Origin of the sequence: Serratia sp. CY76391, from assembly GCF_052166695.1 — a bacterium.
In the GTDB taxonomy this organism is placed as follows: Bacteria; Pseudomonadota; Gammaproteobacteria; order Enterobacterales; family Enterobacteriaceae; genus Serratia; species Serratia nematodiphila.
On the sequence record NZ_JBJNOJ010000001.1, the window covers coordinates 60,858 to 78,942 of the forward strand.

The window sequence follows — 18,085 nt, forward strand, 5'->3', positions numbered from 1 at the left end:
TCGCTAACACATTGGCAGGATTGACGATGGCAAGACGCATACTGGTGGTGGAAGACGAAGCGCCGATCCGTGAGATGGTGTGCTTTGTGTTGGAACAGAATGGTTACCAACCGTTGGAAGCCGAAGATTATGACAGCGCCGTGACGCGTCTGTCTGAGCCGTTCCCTGATTTGGTGTTGCTTGACTGGATGTTGCCCGGTGGTTCCGGCATTCAGTTTATCAAACATATGAAGCGCGAAGCGCTGACCCGCGATATCCCGGTGATGATGCTGACCGCGCGCGGCGAAGAAGAAGACCGGGTGCGCGGCCTGGAAGTGGGGGCGGATGATTACATCACCAAGCCGTTCTCGCCCAAGGAGCTGGTGGCGCGCATCAAAGCGGTCATGCGCCGCATTTCGCCGATGGCGGTGGAAGAAGTGATTGAAATGCAAGGGCTAAGCCTGGATCCGTCCTCCCACCGCGTAATGGCGAACGATCAGGCGCTGGACATGGGGCCGACCGAGTTCAAGCTGCTGCACTTCTTTATGACCCACCCGGAGCGGGTTTATAGCCGCGAGCAGTTGCTTAATCACGTCTGGGGCACTAACGTTTATGTGGAAGACCGTACCGTTGACGTGCATATCCGTCGGCTCCGCAAGGCGTTAGAAACCAGTGGGCATGATAAAATGGTTCAAACCGTTCGGGGCACCGGCTACCGGTTCTCAACGCGCTACTGATCGCGCCGCGCTGGAGAATATGCCGTGTTAGAACGTCTGTCGTGGAAGAGGCTGGCTTTGGAGCTGGCTCTTTTCTGTCTGCCCGCCTTACTGCTGGGGCTGATTTTCGGTTATCTGCCCTGGTTCCTGCTGGCCTCTGCGCTGGCTGCGCTGGTGTGGAATTTCTACAACCAGCTCAAACTCTCCCATTGGCTGTGGATCGACCGCAGCATGACGCCGCCGCCCGGCCGCTGGAGCTGGGAGCCGCTGTTCTATGGCCTGTATCAGATGCAGCAGCGCAACCGCCGCCGCCGGCGCGAGCTGGCGCTGCTGATCAAGCGCTTTCGCAGCGGGGCCGAATCGCTGCCTGACGCGGTGGTGATGACCACCGTCGAAGGCAATATCTTCTGGTGCAACGGGCTGGCGCAGCATCTGCTCGGCTTTCGCTGGCCGGAAGACAACGGCCAGCACATCCTTAACCTGCTGCGTTATCCGGAATTCAGCCACTATCTGCAACAGCAGGAGTTTTCGCGCCCGCTGACGCTGCAGCTGAACAACGAACACTACGTCGAATTCCGCGTGATGCCGTATTCCGAAGGGCAATTGCTGATGGTGGCGCGCGACGTCACCCAGATGCGTCAGTTGGAGGGCGCGCGGCGCAACTTCTTCGCCAACGTCAGCCATGAGCTGCGTACGCCGCTGACAGTGCTGCAGGGCTATCTGGAGATGATGGGCGACGAAGAGCAGGATGGCTCGCTGCGCAGCAAGGCGCTGAGCACCATGCAAGAGCAGACCCGCCGGATGGACGGGCTGGTCAAGCAGCTGCTGACGTTGTCGCGCATCGAGGCGGCGCCCAATGTCGACATGAACGAGCGGGTGGATATTCCGCTGATGCTGCGGGTGTTGCAGCGTGAGGCGCAATCGCTGAGCGGTGGCAATCATGAGATCACCTTCCGGGTGAACGAACAGCTCAACGTGTTCGGCAATGAAGACCAGTTGCGCAGCGCGGTGTCTAACCTGGTGTACAATGCGGTCAACCACACGCCGAAGGGCACCCATATCGAAGTGAGCTGGCAACAGACGGCGCACGGCGCGCAGTTCCAGGTCAGCGACAACGGGCCGGGCATCGCCGCCGAACACCTGCCGCGCCTGACCGAGCGTTTCTACCGCGTCGACAAGGCCCGCTCGCGCCAGACCGGCGGCAGCGGGCTGGGGCTGGCGATTGTCAAGCACGCGCTCAGCCATCACGACGCGCGGCTGGAGATCCTCAGCGAACCGGGGATCGGCACCCGCTTTATCTTTACCTTGCCCAATCGGTTGATTGTTCCCGCCGCTTTATCAGAGAATGCGGTGAAAAATTAACGCGAGACACCGGTATGACCCGAATCACCCGAGGGCTGTTGCTTTGCCTGGCGCTGCTGGCCGGACGCGGCGCGCTGGCGCAGCCTGACGGCATGTTGGCGGGCAACCTGTCCAGCGTCGGTTCCGACACGCTGGCGAATCTGATGGCGCTGTGGGCGCAGGATTTCAGCCAGCATTATCCCAACGTCAACCTGCAGATCCAGGCCGCCGGCTCCTCGACCGCGCCGACCGCGTTGGCCGCGGGCGCCGCGCAGCTGGGCCCGATGAGCCGGCCGATGAAGGCGGCCGAGATCTCGGCATTCGAACACCGTTACGGCTATGCGCCGCTGGCGGTGCCGGTAGCGGTGGATGCGCTGGTGGTATTGGTGCATCAGGACAATCCGCTGCGCGGCCTCAACCTGCAGCAGCTCGACCGTATTTTCTCCGCCACCCGGCGCTGCGGCGAAAGCCAGCCGCTGACGCGCTGGGGCGAGCTGGGGCTGCGCGGCGACTGGGCGACGCGCTCGCTCCAACGCTTCGGCCGCAACTCGGCGTCCGGCACCTACGGCTATTTCAAACTGCGCGCGCTGTGCGGCGGCGATTTCATGCCGCGCGTCAATGAGCTGCCCGGTTCGGCCTCGGTGGTGCAGGCGGTGGCCGGTTCGCTCAACGGCATCGGCTACGCCAGCATCGGTTTTCGCGCCAGCGGCGTGCGGCTGCTGCCGCTGGCGGAGTCGGGAGAAGACTATGTCGCGCCTACCGCCGCCAACGTGCGCAACGATCGCTACCCGCTGTCGCGCTATCTGTATATCTACATCAATAAAGCCCCCCATCAACCGCTGGAGCCGCTGACCGCCGCGTTTCTCGATCGCGTGCTGTCGACACCAGGGCAAAGCCTGGTCAATCACGACGGCTATCTGCCACTGCCGCCGGCCGCCCTGCAGAAGACCCGCCAGGCGCTCGGGTTGCCACCGCTCGCGCCGGCTACGGTGCAATAAGCGACAAAAAGCGGCGTAATTTTCGCCTTTTTTTCACGGCAAAACGGAGCTTATACCACGCGAAAACCGGGCATTTATTGGCGTTTTCGCGCGGTAAAGTGATATATGCTTCACGTTTCGTGAATTCATTGTTCAAAAATGATACAAATCATGTAGTGTATATTTATTGATAGCCAATATGATCGACTGGTGGCTAAAGTTTATATGGTCGATAGCTCTGCTTTTCGCCGTGCGTCTTGCCTTGAAGCGCTATAAACGTTTACCTTAGCCTGCGTTGTCGGATTAAACCTCCATTTTTATAACTCCTAAAATTTTGCCCATCTTCATGAGCGGCCACTTTCGAATAGGGACATAAACGCCGGATCGACTGCGTTTAGGGTGCTTATTTGGCGCGGCGACGATCGGGCATGCCGGCAACCGGGTGGGGCGTTTCGCCACCACGCTATCGGACAATTTTTTTCATTTGAACAGGCAACACGACATCGTATGAGTCATCGTTTAACGTCAAAAGATATCCTGGCATTGGGCTTCATGACCTTTGCCTTATTCGTTGGGGCCGGGAACATCATTTTCCCGCCGATGGTCGGCTTGCAGTCCGGTGAACACGTCTGGACTGCGGCGCTCGGCTTCCTGATCACCGCCGTGGGCCTGCCGGTCATCACCGTCATCGCGCTGGCGCGCGTCGGCGGCGGCATCGACGCCCTCAGTTCGCCGATCGGCCGCGGCGCCGGCCTGCTGCTGGCGACCGTCTGCTACCTGGCCGTCGGCCCGCTGTTCGCCACGCCGCGCACCGCCACCGTGTCCTTTGAGGTGGGCATCGCCCCGCTGACCGGCGACGGCGCCATGCCGCTGTTCATCTACAGCCTGGTGTACTTCGCGCTGGTGATCGGCATCTCTCTGTATCCGGGCCGCCTGCTCGATACCGTCGGCCATGTGCTGGCGCCGCTGAAGATCGTCTCGCTGGCCGTACTGGGCATCGCCGCGCTGCTGTGGCCTGCCGGCGCGCCGATTCCGGCGACGACGGCTTATCAGAGCGTGCCTTTCTCCTCCGGCTTCGTTAACGGCTATCTGACCATGGATACGCTGGGCGCGCTGGTATTCGGCATCGTTATCGTCAACGCGGCGCGCTCGCGCGGCGTGAAAGACGCCGGTCTGTTGACCCGTTACACCATTCTGGCCGGTTTGATCGCCGGCGTGGGCCTGACGCTGGTTTATCTGAGCCTGTTCAAGCTGGGTTCCGGCAGCGGCGCGCTGGTGCCTGACGCCACTAACGGCGCGGTGATCCTGCACGCTTACGTTCAGAACACCTTCGGCGGCCTCGGCAGCTTCTTCCTGGCGGCGCTGATCTTCATCGCCTGTATGGTGACCGCGGTGGGCCTGACCTGCGCCTGCGCCGAGTTCTTCGCGCAATACCTGCCGTTCTCTTACAAGACGCTGGTGTTTATCCTGGGCCTGTTCTCGATGGTGGTGTCCAACCTCGGCCTGAGCCACCTGATCCAGATCTCCATTCCGGTGCTGACCGCGATTTACCCGCCGTGCATCGTGCTGGTGGTGCTGAGCTTCACCCTGCGTTGGTGGCACAGTGCGCCGCGTATCATCGCGCCGGTGATGCTTGTCAGCCTGTTGTTTGGTATTCTTGACGCGGTGAAAGCGTCCAGTTTCCAGCAGCTGCTGCCGGCCTGGACCACTCATCTGCCGCTGGCGGAGCAGGGGTTGGCATGGTTGCCGCCTTCGCTGCTGATGCTGGCGCTGGTCGCGATTTATGATCGGGTGTGCACGCGTTCCCAAGTGACCGCGCACTGATAATCCCCCCGGCTTAATTCAGGGCCACGGACATGTCCGTGGCTTTTTTACGTTTAAAACTATGGGTCATCTTCATGCAACAACAGTCACCCACCACCGCCTCCGACAATAAGCTGAAACGCGGCCTCAGTACGCGCCATATTCGCTTTATGGCGCTGGGATCGGCCATCGGCACCGGGTTGTTCTACGGCTCGGCGGACGCCATCAAAATGGCCGGCCCGAGCGTGCTGCTGGCTTACCTGATCGGCGGCATCGTGGCCTTCATCATCATGCGCGCACTGGGGGAGATGTCGGTCAATAACCCGCAAGCCAGCTCATTTTCCCGCTACGCGCAGGACTACCTCGGCCCGATGGCGGGTTACATCACCGGCTGGACTTACTGCTTTGAAATTCTGATCGTCGCCATCGCCGACGTGACCGCCTTCGGCATCTATATGGGCGTCTGGTTCCCGGAAGTGCCGCACTGGATCTGGGTGCTGAGCGTGGTGCTGATCATTGGTGCCATCAACCTGATGAGCGTCAAGGTATTCGGCGAGCTGGAGTTCTGGTTCTCGTTCTTCAAGGTCGCCACCATCATCATCATGATCGCGGCCGGCATCGGCATCATCATCTGGGGTATCGGCAACGGCGGACAACCGACCGGCATTCATAACCTGTGGTCGAACGGCGGCTTCTTCAGCAACGGCGTTATCGGCATGATCCTGTCGCTGCAGCTGGTGATGTTCGCTTACGGCGGCATTGAAATCATCGGCATCACCGCCGGCGAAGCCAAGGATCCGAAAAAATCGATTCCTAAAGCCATCAACTCGGTGCCGTGGCGCATTCTGGTGTTCTACGTCGGTACGCTGTTTGTCATCATGTCGATCTACCCGTGGAACCAGGTGGGCACCAACGGCAGCCCGTTTGTGCTGACCTTCCAGCATATGGGCATCACCGTGGCGGCAGGCATCCTCAACTTCGTGGTGATCACCGCTTCGCTGTCGGCGATCAACAGCGACGTGTTCGGCGTCGGCCGCATGCTGCATGGCATGGCCGAGCAGGGCCATGCGCCGAAGATGTTCAGCAAGGTGTCGAAACGCGGCATTCCCTGGGTGACGGTGGTGGTGATGATGCTGGCGCTGCTGCTGGCGGTGTACCTCAATTACATCATGCCGGAGAGCGTATTCCTGGTGATCGCCTCCCTGGCGACCTTCGCCACCGTGTGGGTGTGGATCATGATCCTGTTCTCCCAAATCGCCTTCCGCCGCAGCCTGAGCAAAGAGCAGGTGAAGCAGCTGGCGTTCCCGCTGCGCGGCGGGGTGTTCACCTCGGTGGTGGCGATCGTATTCCTGGTATTCATCATCGGCCTGATCGGCTATTTCCCGACCACGCGCGTCTCGCTGTACGCCGGCCTGGTCTGGGTGGTGTTGCTGCTGGCGGGGTATTGGTTCAAGGTCAACCGCCAGAAAAAACGCGCGCTGCTGGCGACGCAGCAAGACTAAATGGAAAAACACCGGCTGAGGCCGGTGTTTTTTTAGCGTTTATCTTCCACTTCCTCATCCCCGGCGGTGCGCGCTTCGATGCGCATACCGCCGTCGTTCAGGCGTTCCTCCTCTTCCTCGCCGGCGCAGCGTGCCAGCACTTCGCGAATGTCCTGCAGGTTGCTGCTAAGGGCGCTCAGCGAAGGTTGCAGATTGCGGGGCATGCGGCTTTCATCCAGCGATGCGCTGTGCAGGCAGCCGATAAACAGCAGCGTGGCCATCAGGGTGAACAGCCGATGACGTAACCGTTTCAGCAAGGGCTTTCCCTCTCGGTGGTGAAGGTGATGGCGCATTAACGCCGTTTTCGCCGGGGAAAAGAAGGGGATGGAGATATCTGCTGGCAATTGAAAGCGAATAATTACCAGCAGACACAGTTACGTCAGCCGACGTCAGGAAGCGTTCGCGCTTTGTCGCAGCATGCCGCGCAGGTCGTTGCCGGTCGGCGTCTGATGCACGCGCAGGCCGAACTCGTCGATCACCGCCAGGATATGGTCGAAAATATCCGCCTGAATGCTTTCGTACTCCGCCCAGACCGTGGTGTTGGTGAAGGCGTAGATTTCCAGCGGCAGGCCCTCCGGCGTCGGCGCCAGCTGGCGCACCATCAGCGTCATGTTTTGGTGAATGCGCGGGTGAGCGCGCAGGTAGGCTTCCAGATAGGCGCGCAGCGTGCCGAGGTTGGTGAGACGGCGGCCGTTGAGCGGCGAGGCCAGATCGACGGCGATCTCCTGGTTGTGCTGGCTCAGCTCCTGGGTTTTGTTATTCAGATAGCTGTGCAGCAGCGGGTTGCGCTGCAGGCGGCGCTGTTCCTCTTCCGACAGGAAGTGCACGCTGCCGGTGTCGATATTCAAGCTGCGCTTGATGCGGCGCCCGCCGGATTCCGACATCGAACGCCAGTTCTTGAATGAGTCGGAGATCAGCGCGTAGGTGGGGATGGTGGTGACGGTGTTGTCCCAGTTGCGCACTTTGACCGTGGTCAGGCCGATGTCGGTGACTGCGCCGTCGGCGCCGTATTTCGGCATTTCCAGCCAGTCGCCGATCTTGAGCATATCGTTGGCGGAGAGCTGAATGCCGGCCACCAGCCCGAGGATCGGATCCTTGAACACCAACATCAAGACCGCGGTCATGGCGCCCAGGCCGCTGAGCAGCAGCAGCGGCGATTTGCCCATCAGCAATGAGACGATCATGATGCCGATCAGGATCGCCGCCACCAGTTTCAGGCCCTGGAAAATGCCGCGCAGCGGCAGCTGATTGGAAATCGGGCTTTGGCGCAGCAGCGCCAGCAGCGTATCCAGCAGCGAGAACAGCGACAGCAGGGTGAAGGCGAGGATCCACACCTGCGCGGCGGTGACGATCACCGCCTGGGTCTGGCTGCCGCTCTGCAGCCACAGCGTCGCCTGGATGCTGATGATCACCCCTTGCAGCAGCAGTGCCACGCGCTGGAACAGTTTGTATTGGGTGATGGCCTGTTGCCAGACGCGCTGCGATTGCTGGCCACGGCGCTGAAGAGCAGCCAACACCACCCGGTGCAGCACCAGGTGGATCGCTACCGAGATCAGAACAATCAACCCCAATACCATCAACAGCGACATCACTCCGCCGAATTCCAAACCAAACTGTTCCAGCCAGCGCGTTATCTGTTGTTGCATTACCGCTCCTTAAAAAATGCGCAAAAAATATCCTGTAAACTTAAAACGCGTTAGCCTAAGGGGTAACGTGCAGGATTTGTACCTGTTTACCTTTTTTTACATCAAGTTAGCGCTATTTTTCGGTCTCCGCCCCCCGGCTCATCCCCGGGTTTTGCGGCCAGAGAGGAGGGGGAGTTGCACTTAACGTGGCATTGTTCGTTTCTTGAAGAACGCCGTCGATTTCGTTTGGTACAGCAGGAGAACAGTATGCTTAACGCCTGGCATCAACCGGTCCCGCCTTTTGTGGTAAAACAAGGGCAACGTTTGGATATCACGCTGTGGTTACAAGGGGATGAACTGCCTGAACGGGTATTTTTGCGCGCCGAACCGGACAACGAAGAGTGGCTGCTGGTGATGAAAGCGCAGCGCCACGAGGGGATGCGGCGCTACCAGGCCAGCCTGACGCTGAATGAGGGCGAGCCGACGCGGCGATACTGCTTCAAGCTGCTGTGGGCCGATCGCCAACAGTGGTTCGGCCCGCAGGGCTGGTCGCCAACGCCGCCGGGCCAGCTGGCGCAGTTCGCCGTCGACGATCCTGACAATGGCCCCGAGTGGGTGGCGGATCAGCTGTTCTACCAGATTTTCCCCGATCGCTTCGCCAGCAGCGGCGGCGAGCACGGCATCCAGAGCGGCAGTTATCGCCATCATGCAGCCGGCGCCGAGGTAATTCGGCGCGACTGGCAGCACCCGTTGGAGGATCGCCACGCCGCCTCGACCTTTTACGGCGGCGATCTGGACGGCATCAGCGGCAAACTGCCGTACCTGCAGCAGCTGGGCGTGACGGCGCTGTACCTGAACCCGATTTTTACCGCGCCGAGCGTGCATAAGTACGATACCGAGGACTATTACCAGGTCGATCCGCACTTCGGCGGCAACGCGGCGCTGCAGCGTTTGCGAGTAAGCACTCACAAGGTGGGCATGAAACTGGTGCTGGACGGGGTCTTCAACCACACCGGCGATTCGCACCCGTGGTTTGACCGCCATCGTCAGGGCGAAAACGGCGCCTGTCACCACCCCGATTCGCCGTATCGCGGCTGGTTCAACTTCTACCCGGACGGCCGCGCGCTCGATTGGAAGGGCAACGCCAGCCTGCCGAAGCTCAACTTCGCCGAGCCGCAGGTGGCGGAAGCGATTTATCAGGGCGAAGGCAGCGTGGTGCGTCACTGGCTGCGCCCGCCGTACAGCATCGACGGCTGGCGGCTGGACGTGGTGCATATGCTGGGGGAGAACGGCGGCGCCACCGGCAATCTGCGCCACCTGGCGGGCATCTATCAGGCGGTGAAGCAGGAGAATCCGCAGGCCTATGTCTTGGGCGAGCACTTCGGCGACGCGCGCCGCTGGCTGCACGCCGGCGTGGAGGATGCGGCGATGAACTACATGGGATTCGCGCTGCCGGTGCGGGCGTTTTTGGCGGGGCTGGACGTGGCCTACCACCCGGTGCGGCTGGACGCCGCCGGGTGCGCGCAGTGGATGGACGGTTACCGCGCCGGGCTGCCGCACAGCCGCCAGCTGATCCAGTTCAATCAGCTGGACAGCCACGATACCGCGCGTTTCCTCACGCTGTTGCAGGGGAACGCGGCGCGCATGCAGATGGCGGCGGTGTGGCTGCTGAGCTGGATCGGTGTGCCTTGCCTCTATTATGGCGATGAGATTGGGTTGGACGGCGGCAACGATCCGTTCTGCCGCAAGCCGTTCCCGTGGGACGTCGGCGACTGGGACCGGCCGCTGCTGGCGCTGTTCCAGCGCATGGCGGCGCTGCGTAAACAGAGCCTGGCGCTGCGTCGCGGCGGCTGTCAGGTGCTGTACGCCAGCGGCGAAACGCTGGTGTTCGTGCGCCTGTATCAGCAGGAGCAGGTGTTGGTGGCGCTGCAGCGCGACGGCAGCGGCCAGGCGCAGCTGCCGCATAACCCGCTGTTGGCGCGCGGCCCGTGGCGGCGTGTGGAAGGGCGGGGAGAGTTGAGCGAAACGGCGGGCGGGTTGCGGCTGCAGTTGGCGGAAGAGTCGGCCACCGTATGGCGCTGCGAGGGCTAAAGGGAGTGCGGGGGCAGAAACGCCCCCGCGATTAAGGTGAGTGGGTATTTACATCAGTAACCGACCGCGGAGCCTGCCGGACGGCGCACGTCGTTGGCGCCGTACAGGTAGCCTTCACGCACTTTACCGGAAACTGCCGAATCGTTGCCGGAGTTGGCCGGGCTGACGCCCGCCGCGCCCGGCAAACCGACCAGAATCAGTTCGGCGGCGCCCCACGGCGTTTGCTCGACCATCTTGTAGCCCATACCGTTCAGCAGCTTCAGCGTATCGGCGGAAACGCCGCGCTGTTCGTAGTACACCTCATCCGGCAACCATTGGTGATGGATACGCGGTGCGTCCACCGCTTCCTGCGGCGCCATGCCGTGGTCGATCACGTTCAACGCGGTCTGCAGGGTGATGGTGATGATGCGCGAACCGCCCGGCGAGCCCAGCACCATAAATATCTTGTTGTCCTTGGTCACCAGCGTCGGGCTCATTGACGATAGTGGGCGCTTACCGGGGGCAATGCTGTTGGCGGTGCCCTGCACCAGCCCGTACAGGTTTTTCTCGCCTACTTTCACCGTAAAGTCGTCCATCTCGTCATTGAGGAAGAAGCCGGTGCCCGGTGCGATCACCACGGCGCCGAAGCGGCCGTTGACGGTATAGGTGGTGGAGACCGCGTTGCCGTCGTGATCGACGATCGAATAGTGGGTGGTTTCCGGCTTCTCATGCGGCTCCATGCCGGGCTGCACGTTTTCCGACGGCGTGGCCTTGTCCGTGACGATTTTCTTGCGGATCTGCTCGGCGTAGCTCTTGCTCACCAGCCGGTCGATCGGGTTCTTGATGAATTCCGGGTCGCCCAGGTAGGTGTTGCGATCCATGTAGGCATGGCGCATCGCTTCGGTCATGGTGTGAATGGCCGCCGCCGAGTTGAAGCCCATGCTCTTCAGATCATAGCCTTCCACCACGTTGAGGATTTCGCACAGCGTCACGCCGCCGGAACTGGGAGGCGGCGCCGACACGAACTTGTAGCCGCGATAGCTGCAGGTGATCGGCGGGGTTTCGGTGACTTTATAGTTAGCGAAGTCGGCCGCCGTCAAAATGCCGCCGCCCTGTTTGGCCGCCGCCTCCACCGCCTGCGGGATCTTGCCTTTATAGAAGGCGTCGGTTCCGCCTTTGGCGATGGCCTCCAGCGTGTTGGCCAGATCGGTTTGCACCAGTTTATCCCCCGGCTGCAGCGGGCTGCCGTCCGGGCGCAGGAAGATTTTGGCCGATTCGGGATCCTGCTTGAAGCGTGCGATGGTGGTGTCGAGGATATCGGTGTCGGCGCGGGTCAGCACAAAACCTTCGCGCGCCAGCTTGATCGCCGGCGCCAGCACCTGTTCGCGGCTCAGTTTGCCGTACTTCTCGCGCGCGGTTTCCATCCCCAGCACGGTGCCCGGCACGCCCGCCGCCAGATAGCCATACAGGCTGGCGTCTTTCTTCACCTTGCCGTCGGCGTCCAGATACATGTTGGCGCTGGCCGCCGCCGGCGCGGTTTCGCGGAAGTTGATGAAGGTATCGGTGCCGTCCGCCAGGTGGACGGTCATAAAGCCGCCGCCGCCGATGTTGCCGCAGCAGGGGTTAACCACCGCCTGCGCATAGCCGACCGCCACGGCGGCGTCGATGGCGTTGCCGCCCATTTTCAGGATATCCACCCCGACCTGCGAGGCCAGGTGCTGCGAGGTGACCACCATGCCGTTTTTGGCTTCCACCGCCGGGTTGGATGCCGCATACAGGCTGCCGCTGACCAGCAGCGCCGCCATGGTCAGGGGTTTGCTCCATTTCTGTAAAAACATAGTTATTCCTACCCTGTCAGTTTTTTATTGTGTTGTGTTTTGCTTGCCGTTGTTCGCTTGCAAAGCGCGAGCCAGCGTTATTGATAGTAGCCGCAGATGGGCGTACGCGCGGTGGACAGGGTAGGAAATGTGAGCGGAAACAGGGAAATAAAGCACTGAAGGCGGGCGGGCTGCCCCAAAATGGAGCATAAAAAAACCGGCCGCGGGGGCCGGTTGATTCACTATCAGGCTGAAATTACAGCTTGGCAGCGTTTTCAGACAGGTATTTTGCCACGCCGTCTGGGGAAGCGCCCATACCTGCTTTGCCTTTTTCCCACTGAGCCGGGCACACTTCACCGTGCTCTTCGTGGAATTGCAGTGCGTCAACGGTACGGATCATTTCGTCGATGTTACGGCCGATTGGCAGGTCGTTAACCACCTGAGCACGCACGATGCCGTCTTTGTCGATCAGGAAGGAGCCGCGCAGCGCAACGCCGGCTTCCGGGTGTTCGATGCCGTAAGCTTTCTGGATTTCACGCTTAACGTCAGCAACCATTGCGTATTTCACTTCACCGATGCCGCCTTTGTCGACAGGGGTTTTACGCCATGCGTTGTGAACGAATTCTGAGTCGAAGGAAACGCCAACCACTTCAACGCCACGCTTCTGGAACTCTTCATAGCGGTGATCGAAAGCGATCAGCTCGGAAGGGCATACGAAGGTGAAGTCCATTGGCCAGAAGAACAGCACGGCTGGTTTGCCGTTCAGGTGCTTCTTCAGGTTGAAGTTTTCAACGATTTCGCCGCTACCCAGTACGGCAGCTGCAGTGAAGTCAGGGGCTTGACGAGTTACCAGGACCATAATTACTCCTGTAATAGGTGTTAAAGGGTGGATGTAAAAACAAGGGCCAGTATAGGGGCCGTGACTTGGTGAATAAAGGGTAAAAGACCAATCGATGAGATAGCTTTCACCTATCAAAGTCGTTGATATAATTTATCGAGCTTTAAAAATAACCTTTTCCCACAAAAGGGCAAGCGGCAAAACGTAAATTCTTGCAAGGCGCAGCAATTTCAAACGCTTGGGCTTGACCTCAGAGCGTTTTTCCCTTCGCCTGCCGCATCATTTGCGGATAAAACTGCCAGAATTGTGTTTCAAGCTGATGATAATGTTGTTCGACATCGGCGAACGAGCCGGCCAGCGCTTCGAGGCGCGGGCGGCGGCTGGCCATGCCCTGCAACACTCGGGCGATGAACGGCAATTCGGCGTAGCGTTCCAGCCAGCGCTCCGGCCACAGATAGCCGTTCAGGTTCTGAAAACGCGGCGGCGTGAGCGGCAGGTAAGGTTCGATCTGGCTGCGGGCTTCCTGGGTAAACTGGTGCAGATCGCGCGAGGGCTCCAGCTGCTGCCAGTGGCGCGCCAAAAAATGGTCCCACACCACGTCGAGGGTGATCGGCGCCACGCGGCGGTAGGGGGCGCTGAAATAGTCGCGGCTGGTTTTGACCTGCGGCAGGCTGTCGGTCAACACGTCGACGCGGCGGTGCATCATGATGCCGGCCACCACATCGGGCTGGTAGTCGGCGGCGGGGTTGCCGCGCACGAAGTCGGCCAGCAGGTTGCCCAGCAGCGAGCTGTCCGCCAGCATGGCCAGGTGAAGATGAGCGAGAAAATTCATCCCTCAACTATACCTGAAGTCAGGCAAATCCTCCTTATTTCTTGCCGCTGGCCGCCCCCGGCTTTAGACTAGGCCGCCTGTTTTTACCAACCAGCCCTAAATTGAAGAAGTGAATACCCATGCGCGTCGCTGATTTTTCGTTTGAACTTCCCGAATCCCTGATTGCCCATTATCCCCAGGCCGAGCGCAGCGCATGCCGCCTGCTGCAGCTGGACGGGCCGAGCGGGGCGCTGACGCATGGTGTATTCACCGATCTGCTGGACAAGCTGGAGGCCGGCGATCTGCTGGTGTTCAACAATACCCGCGTGATCCCGGCGCGCATGTTCGGCCGCAAGGTCAGCGGCGGCAAGATTGAAGTGCTGGTGGAGCGCGTGCTGGACGACCATCGCGTGCTGGCGCACGTGCGCGCGTCGAAAGCGCCCAAGCCGGGCGCCGAGCTGCTGCTGGGGGATGACGAGAGCATCGCCGCCACCATGGTGGCGCGCCACGATACGCTGTTCGAGCTGCGCTTCAACGACGAACGCGATGTCTTCACCATTCTCAACGCGGCCGGCCACATGCCGCTGCCGCCTTATATCGCTCGCCCGGATGAGGACGCCGACCGCGAACTGTATCAGACGGTCTACAGCGAGAAGCCGGGCGCGGTCGCCGCGCCGACCGCCGGCCTGCACTTCGACGAACCGCTGTTGGCGGCGCTGCGCGCCAAGGGCGTGGAAATGGCGTTCGTGACGCTGCACGTCGGCGCCGGCACCTTCCAGCCGGTGCGCGTGGAAACCATCGAAGATCACGTGATGCACGCCGAATACGCCGAGGTGCCGCAGGAAGTCGTGGATGCGGTGCTGGCCTGCAAAGCGCGCGGCAAGCGCGTGGTGGCGGTGGGCACCACCTCGGTGCGTTCGCTGGAAAGCGCCGCGGCGGCCAGCAAAGAGGCGCTGATTGCGCCGTTCTTCGGCGACACCAGCATCTTTATCTATCCGGGCTATCACTACCAGGTGATCGACGCGCTGGTGACCAACTTCCACCTGCCGGAATCCACCCTGATCATGCTGGTGTCGGCCTTCGCCGGCTATAAAAATACCATGAACGCCTATCAGCAGGCGGTGGCCGAGCAGTATCGTTTTTTCAGCTACGGCGATGCGATGTTCATCAGCCGTAATCCGCAGGCGGAAAACGAATCCGTCGGCGGCTAAATTCCCGGGCTGCGCGCACGGCGCGGCCCCGTTTCAACGACATCAGACTGTTTCTCTGATGCTCATGCTGTAACATGAGTTAGGGTGTGTGTTTGTTTCGTTGTAAAAACATTAACTTACAAGAGAGATTCTAACGGCGTCGTTCGTGCTTTCGGTGTCCTGTGCCAAAAACGTGACAATGCCGCTGAACTTGCTCAAATGCTCGCCGCTCAGGTGGGCATATTTATTGACCATCTCGAGCTTCTCCCATCCCCCCAGTTCTTTTAACACCATCAACGGGGTTCCGTTCTGAACATGCCAGCTTGCCCATGTATGGCGGAGATCGTGAAAGCGAAAATCTGTGATACCAGATAGCAGGAGTGCGCGTTCGAAATCTGTCCTGTTTATGTACCCTTCCTTTTCGCCATCAGCCGAGAATACATACTCATTGTCGAATGGGATTTTCCTCATCACCTCCACCGCGTCATCATTCAGCGGCAGCGGTCGAGCTTTCCCTGATTTTGCGTTTTCAGCTGTCACAACGGCCACCCGACGCCCCAGATCAACATCCTTCCATTTCAGCGACAAAATCTCTCCCAAGCGAGCTCCGGTCAATAAAGCAAACGAACAGACCCACTTCATCCAGTCATGGCGAAGATTGTTGATAAGCGACTTGGCTTCGCTTTTCTCAATCCAACGCACCCTAACCTTTGGCTCTCTCAGCGTTTGTGAGTACGGCATTCTATCTAGCCAACCGCTCTTGTCTGCCAGAGAGAACCCACGCATGATAAAAGACCGATAGCGATTTTTTGTTCCGTTAGCCAGGCGCTTTCTGGTGATCAAGTTATGGGTTGGCATATTGTCGGTTATTTCCTCTCCGGTGATCGAGGATATAAGCCTGCCTCCAAACACATCAAGCCAGTAACGAGCATAAGTTTGTTTATTGATGAAGCTGGCCTGACCTTCTGCATCACGAAGGGCCAAGACCAGTACGTCATCAAAAATCCTTTCCGGGCGCTTGTCCAGGTTAGCGACGGCCCATAGCTCATGCTTTAGTTTGTCGTGCAGTTGCTGGGCTTTTACTTTTTCCTCGGTGCCAGCAGAGCGTCTAATTCTCGTTCCGTCTGGCGCGGAGATATCAATCCAGTATTTTTTACCCCTTTTGAAGATCGGCATCGTTTTGACTCCTTACTGCCGACCACAGCCAGTCGGATGACATTGTTGTTTGTCGGAGTGAATTTTTCTAGGCTTTCTTTGTTGGCTCGCCATAACCCGCCAACTCTAAACATGTGATATTTTTCTGGATCGCGGTAGATGGTATGAGGCGACACTTTGATTTTCTTAGCGTACTCACCGATTTTCATTAGCTCGGCCTCATCCGAGGCTGTGGACTGTTCGGCCATTGCTACCTCTGCTTTTTACCTGCATCAATCCGCATACAGGCGCAACTGAGCCGCATCCACGCCGGTGGCTTTGCCGGTCAGTCGTGGGCAATCTTAGCTGCGTGCTTGTTGAGGATTTCGCGATAGGTGAGATTATTGGTAGGGGAGCGGTATTCGTTTAGAACCTCTTGTGCCGTGCTGCGCAGGTTATCATCTCGGGCTTTGTCCACGGCATTCACTCAGTAACCGATCGAACGTTTGACGCCGTAAGATGGCATTTACGGTTTCTTGATGCTCTCCCTCAAGGTAGGTCCATTTAGGGGCTGCGCGCTTTCTACCAATACCAATCGCAGCCTTAGAGTAGTTGGCATATTTGGGGGAGACGTAAACAACCTTAATTTTCATTGAGCGTTCCGCCCAGCGCCGTTCGAAAGCGATGGATGTTGAACGAGTGATGATGTTTCGCAGGTTTTTAATGTCTATGTCATCAAACCCAGCATCAGGGAATGTGCTTTTGAGCAGGTCAATGTGTCCTTTGACGTCATAAAAACCGCCATCTTTCTGAAGAAAACAGAGAAGTTGATAGTTAGTCATCTCATTTCCTTAATTCTGTGTTGTATTCGGAATGTGACATTAACCGCCATGTAGTGCCGTCGTCTTTCGACAGATAGCGCCACCAAGGGGTGACCGGGAGAGTTAAATATTTATGCTGATAGGTGCGGCGCGGTTTTGCCTGCCCAGCTCGATACGCGCACAAAACACCCTCAGCTTTATCGCTGATGTTTTTCGGTATGCGGGGTTTCATTGATATTTCCTATAGGGGATACAGAAACCCCAGCGGTTGCTGGGGGAGAAAAATTAGCTCAACCGAGGTACTGCGCCATCAGGGAGATTTGCTGCCAAGCTTTCTTTCACTCTGTTCGTTGTTATCTGAATCTCAATGATGCGGCCATTGAGTCGCCCAAGAATAGGGGACTTAATGGCTTTCAGAAGCGGTGCCAATTCCTTATCCCATATATTACGGATGTGTTGAGCCTGTTGGTGTGCTGCTATTGCGTAGTGTGCATCTATCTCTGCCTGGGTCGGCTGTGACCAATGCACCTCAGGTTGTTCCATTGTTTCTCTGCGTAGTTGCTTCTCGCAGTCGATAAAATAGCGTCTAACCTGCCGACCTTTCTCGTTGCGTTCGACCATGGCGAGCTCTTTGGCGGTGTCGAGGGTGAGGTGGTATTCCTTGCGACGACGTCCGCCAGTTTTCGCCGAATTTGGCGAAAACTCCGTGTAGTCTAGGTTCGCGATGAATCCATACTCTGAAATGCGTTCACGTATCCAGTTGGAGAAGTCGCGGCCAACCTCTAGAAACTTATGCAGATCACGCGCGTTGCAAAGTAGGGCCGATTCGTTACTGATGGTCCCGTCGAATACGAGTACGAGTTGGCTGTTCATGGCTGAACTCCTTTGTTGTTTTTGGAGTCACCACCAAGAGGTTCCAATCTCTGACTGGTGGTGAGACGTACAGGGTTGGAACTACCGGTCAACAAAGAACCCGGCGAGCCTTTCGGCTCCCCTGAACGCCCCACCATTGTTAGGTGTAGCTGTGCGCCGCACACAAAAAAACCGCATGGCGCGGTTGTGCGCTTTGTTGATGTTCGGTGTTCCAATCCCGACGGCCGATTTTGCGGCTGCACGGGCATGATAGACCGAACAACATAGCTGTTGCCACTGAAAATGCGAATTTTACTCATCGACTTACCCTAATTGGTTGAAATTAAGTCATTAATCGTCCTTGGCTCAGTGCGCACCTTAGGTAGTGTGGTAAATAAAATGGATTTAACAAATAGGTTTCGTAGATCGATAACAAAAAACCGATCGTTTTCATCGATCGGTTGCGGTTTTGTCTGAGAAAGTTCTTAATAATTTGATTTGAAACAGGAAAACTACAAAACGTGGTTAGTCGTGGATGACCTTCATCATAATCCACGCAAAGGCCAGGAC

At 58.6% G+C, this 18,085-nt stretch carries 18 protein-coding genes; 7 read left to right on the top strand and 11 right to left on the bottom strand.

Annotated elements, in window-relative coordinates; genetic code table 11:
• The first annotated feature begins 26 nt into the window (after positions 1–26).
• From phoB to proY, 5 genes are all read left to right on the top strand, one after another.
• On the top strand, positions 27–716 hold the full coding sequence (gene phoB, locus ACJ8PN_RS00335) for a phosphate response regulator transcription factor PhoB (protein WP_004940438.1): 690 nt from the start codon (positions 27–29) through the stop codon (positions 714–716).
• Between the two features lie 24 nt (positions 717–740).
• Complete coding sequence (phoR, locus tag ACJ8PN_RS00340) at positions 741–2,057, top strand: phosphate regulon sensor histidine kinase PhoR (protein ID WP_004940434.1); 1,317 nt, start codon at positions 741–743, stop codon at positions 2,055–2,057.
• Positions 2,058–2,071: 14 nt separating this feature from the next.
• Positions 2,072–3,034, top strand: a complete 963-nt coding sequence (locus tag ACJ8PN_RS00345) for a PstS family phosphate ABC transporter substrate-binding protein (RefSeq protein ID WP_171453408.1) — start codon at positions 2,072–2,074, stop codon at positions 3,032–3,034.
• Positions 3,035–3,520: 486 nt separating this feature from the next.
• Positions 3,521–4,837: a branched-chain amino acid transport system II carrier protein gene (gene brnQ / locus ACJ8PN_RS00350; protein ID WP_442534465.1), complete on the top strand. Its 1,317-nt coding sequence runs from the start codon at positions 3,521–3,523 to the stop codon at positions 4,835–4,837.
• A 74-nt stretch (positions 4,838–4,911) separates the two neighbouring features.
• Positions 4,912–6,318: a proline-specific permease ProY gene (gene proY / locus ACJ8PN_RS00355; RefSeq protein WP_004940425.1), complete on the top strand. Its 1,407-nt coding sequence runs from the start codon at positions 4,912–4,914 to the stop codon at positions 6,316–6,318.
• A 32-nt stretch (positions 6,319–6,350) separates the two neighbouring features.
• Here proY and ACJ8PN_RS00360 read toward each other — a convergent pair whose 3' ends face one another.
• Entirely contained in the window at positions 6,351–6,614 is a 264-nt protein-coding gene (locus tag ACJ8PN_RS00360; protein ID WP_171453409.1) for a hypothetical protein, read from the bottom strand.
• Between the two features lie 132 nt (positions 6,615–6,746).
• Positions 6,747–8,003 (bottom strand): mechanosensitive ion channel family protein, encoded by a 1,257-nt coding sequence (locus ACJ8PN_RS00365; RefSeq protein WP_004940416.1) that lies wholly within the window; start codon positions 8,001–8,003, stop codon positions 6,747–6,749.
• Between the two features lie 246 nt (positions 8,004–8,249).
• Here ACJ8PN_RS00365 and malZ point away from each other — a divergent pair, with 246 nt between their 5' ends.
• Entirely contained in the window at positions 8,250–10,073 is a 1,824-nt protein-coding gene (gene malZ, locus ACJ8PN_RS00370; protein WP_048322325.1) for a maltodextrin glucosidase, read from the top strand.
• A gap of 53 nt (positions 10,074–10,126) precedes the next feature.
• Here the strand turns inward: malZ and ggt are convergent, their stop codons facing one another.
• From ggt to ACJ8PN_RS00385, 3 genes are all read right to left on the bottom strand, one after another.
• Positions 10,127–11,890 carry a gamma-glutamyltransferase gene (gene ggt / locus ACJ8PN_RS00375; RefSeq protein WP_351109997.1) on the bottom strand — a complete coding sequence of 588 codons (1,764 nt, stop codon included), beginning with the start codon at positions 11,888–11,890 and terminating at the stop codon, positions 10,127–10,129.
• 235 nt (positions 11,891–12,125) lie between these two features.
• Complete coding sequence (locus ACJ8PN_RS00380; RefSeq protein ID WP_004940403.1) at positions 12,126–12,728, bottom strand: peroxiredoxin C; 603 nt, start codon at positions 12,726–12,728, stop codon at positions 12,126–12,128.
• Between the two features lie 229 nt (positions 12,729–12,957).
• Positions 12,958–13,539, bottom strand: a complete 582-nt coding sequence (locus tag ACJ8PN_RS00385; protein WP_442534466.1) for an ACP phosphodiesterase — start codon at positions 13,537–13,539, stop codon at positions 12,958–12,960.
• A 119-nt stretch (positions 13,540–13,658) separates the two neighbouring features.
• Here ACJ8PN_RS00385 and queA point away from each other — a divergent pair, with 119 nt between their 5' ends.
• Complete coding sequence (gene queA / locus ACJ8PN_RS00390; protein WP_171453413.1) at positions 13,659–14,729, top strand: tRNA preQ1(34) S-adenosylmethionine ribosyltransferase-isomerase QueA; 1,071 nt, start codon at positions 13,659–13,661, stop codon at positions 14,727–14,729.
• A 111-nt stretch (positions 14,730–14,840) separates the two neighbouring features.
• Here the strand turns inward: queA and ACJ8PN_RS00395 are convergent, their stop codons facing one another.
• From ACJ8PN_RS00395 to ACJ8PN_RS00420, 6 genes are all read right to left on the bottom strand, one after another.
• Positions 14,841–15,884: a tyrosine-type recombinase/integrase gene (locus ACJ8PN_RS00395; RefSeq protein ID WP_442534467.1), complete on the bottom strand. Its 1,044-nt coding sequence runs from the start codon at positions 15,882–15,884 to the stop codon at positions 14,841–14,843.
• The gene (locus ACJ8PN_RS00400) at positions 15,788–16,111 is read right to left on the bottom strand and encodes a hypothetical protein (RefSeq protein WP_442534468.1); all 324 of its coding nucleotides are present in this window, start codon (positions 16,109–16,111) and stop codon (positions 15,788–15,790) included. The genes ACJ8PN_RS00395 and ACJ8PN_RS00400 overlap by 97 nt, the downstream gene beginning before the upstream one ends.
• A gap of 189 nt (positions 16,112–16,300) precedes the next feature.
• Positions 16,301–16,684, bottom strand: coding sequence for a hypothetical protein (locus tag ACJ8PN_RS00405; RefSeq protein ID WP_442534469.1), 384 nt, complete (start codon positions 16,682–16,684; stop codon positions 16,301–16,303).
• A gap of 1 nt (position 16,685) precedes the next feature.
• Positions 16,686–16,895, bottom strand: coding sequence for a ParE family toxin-like protein (locus ACJ8PN_RS00410; protein ID WP_442534470.1), 210 nt, complete (start codon positions 16,893–16,895; stop codon positions 16,686–16,688).
• Positions 16,896–16,948: 53 nt separating this feature from the next.
• Positions 16,949–17,536 carry an antA/AntB antirepressor family protein gene (locus tag ACJ8PN_RS00415; protein ID WP_442534471.1) on the bottom strand — a complete coding sequence of 196 codons (588 nt, stop codon included), beginning with the start codon at positions 17,534–17,536 and terminating at the stop codon, positions 16,949–16,951.
• The gene (locus tag ACJ8PN_RS00420; protein WP_442534472.1) at positions 17,533–17,835 is read right to left on the bottom strand and encodes an ash family protein; all 303 of its coding nucleotides are present in this window, start codon (positions 17,833–17,835) and stop codon (positions 17,533–17,535) included. The genes ACJ8PN_RS00415 and ACJ8PN_RS00420 overlap by 4 nt, the downstream gene beginning before the upstream one ends.
• Positions 17,836–18,085: the final 250 nt, after the last annotated feature.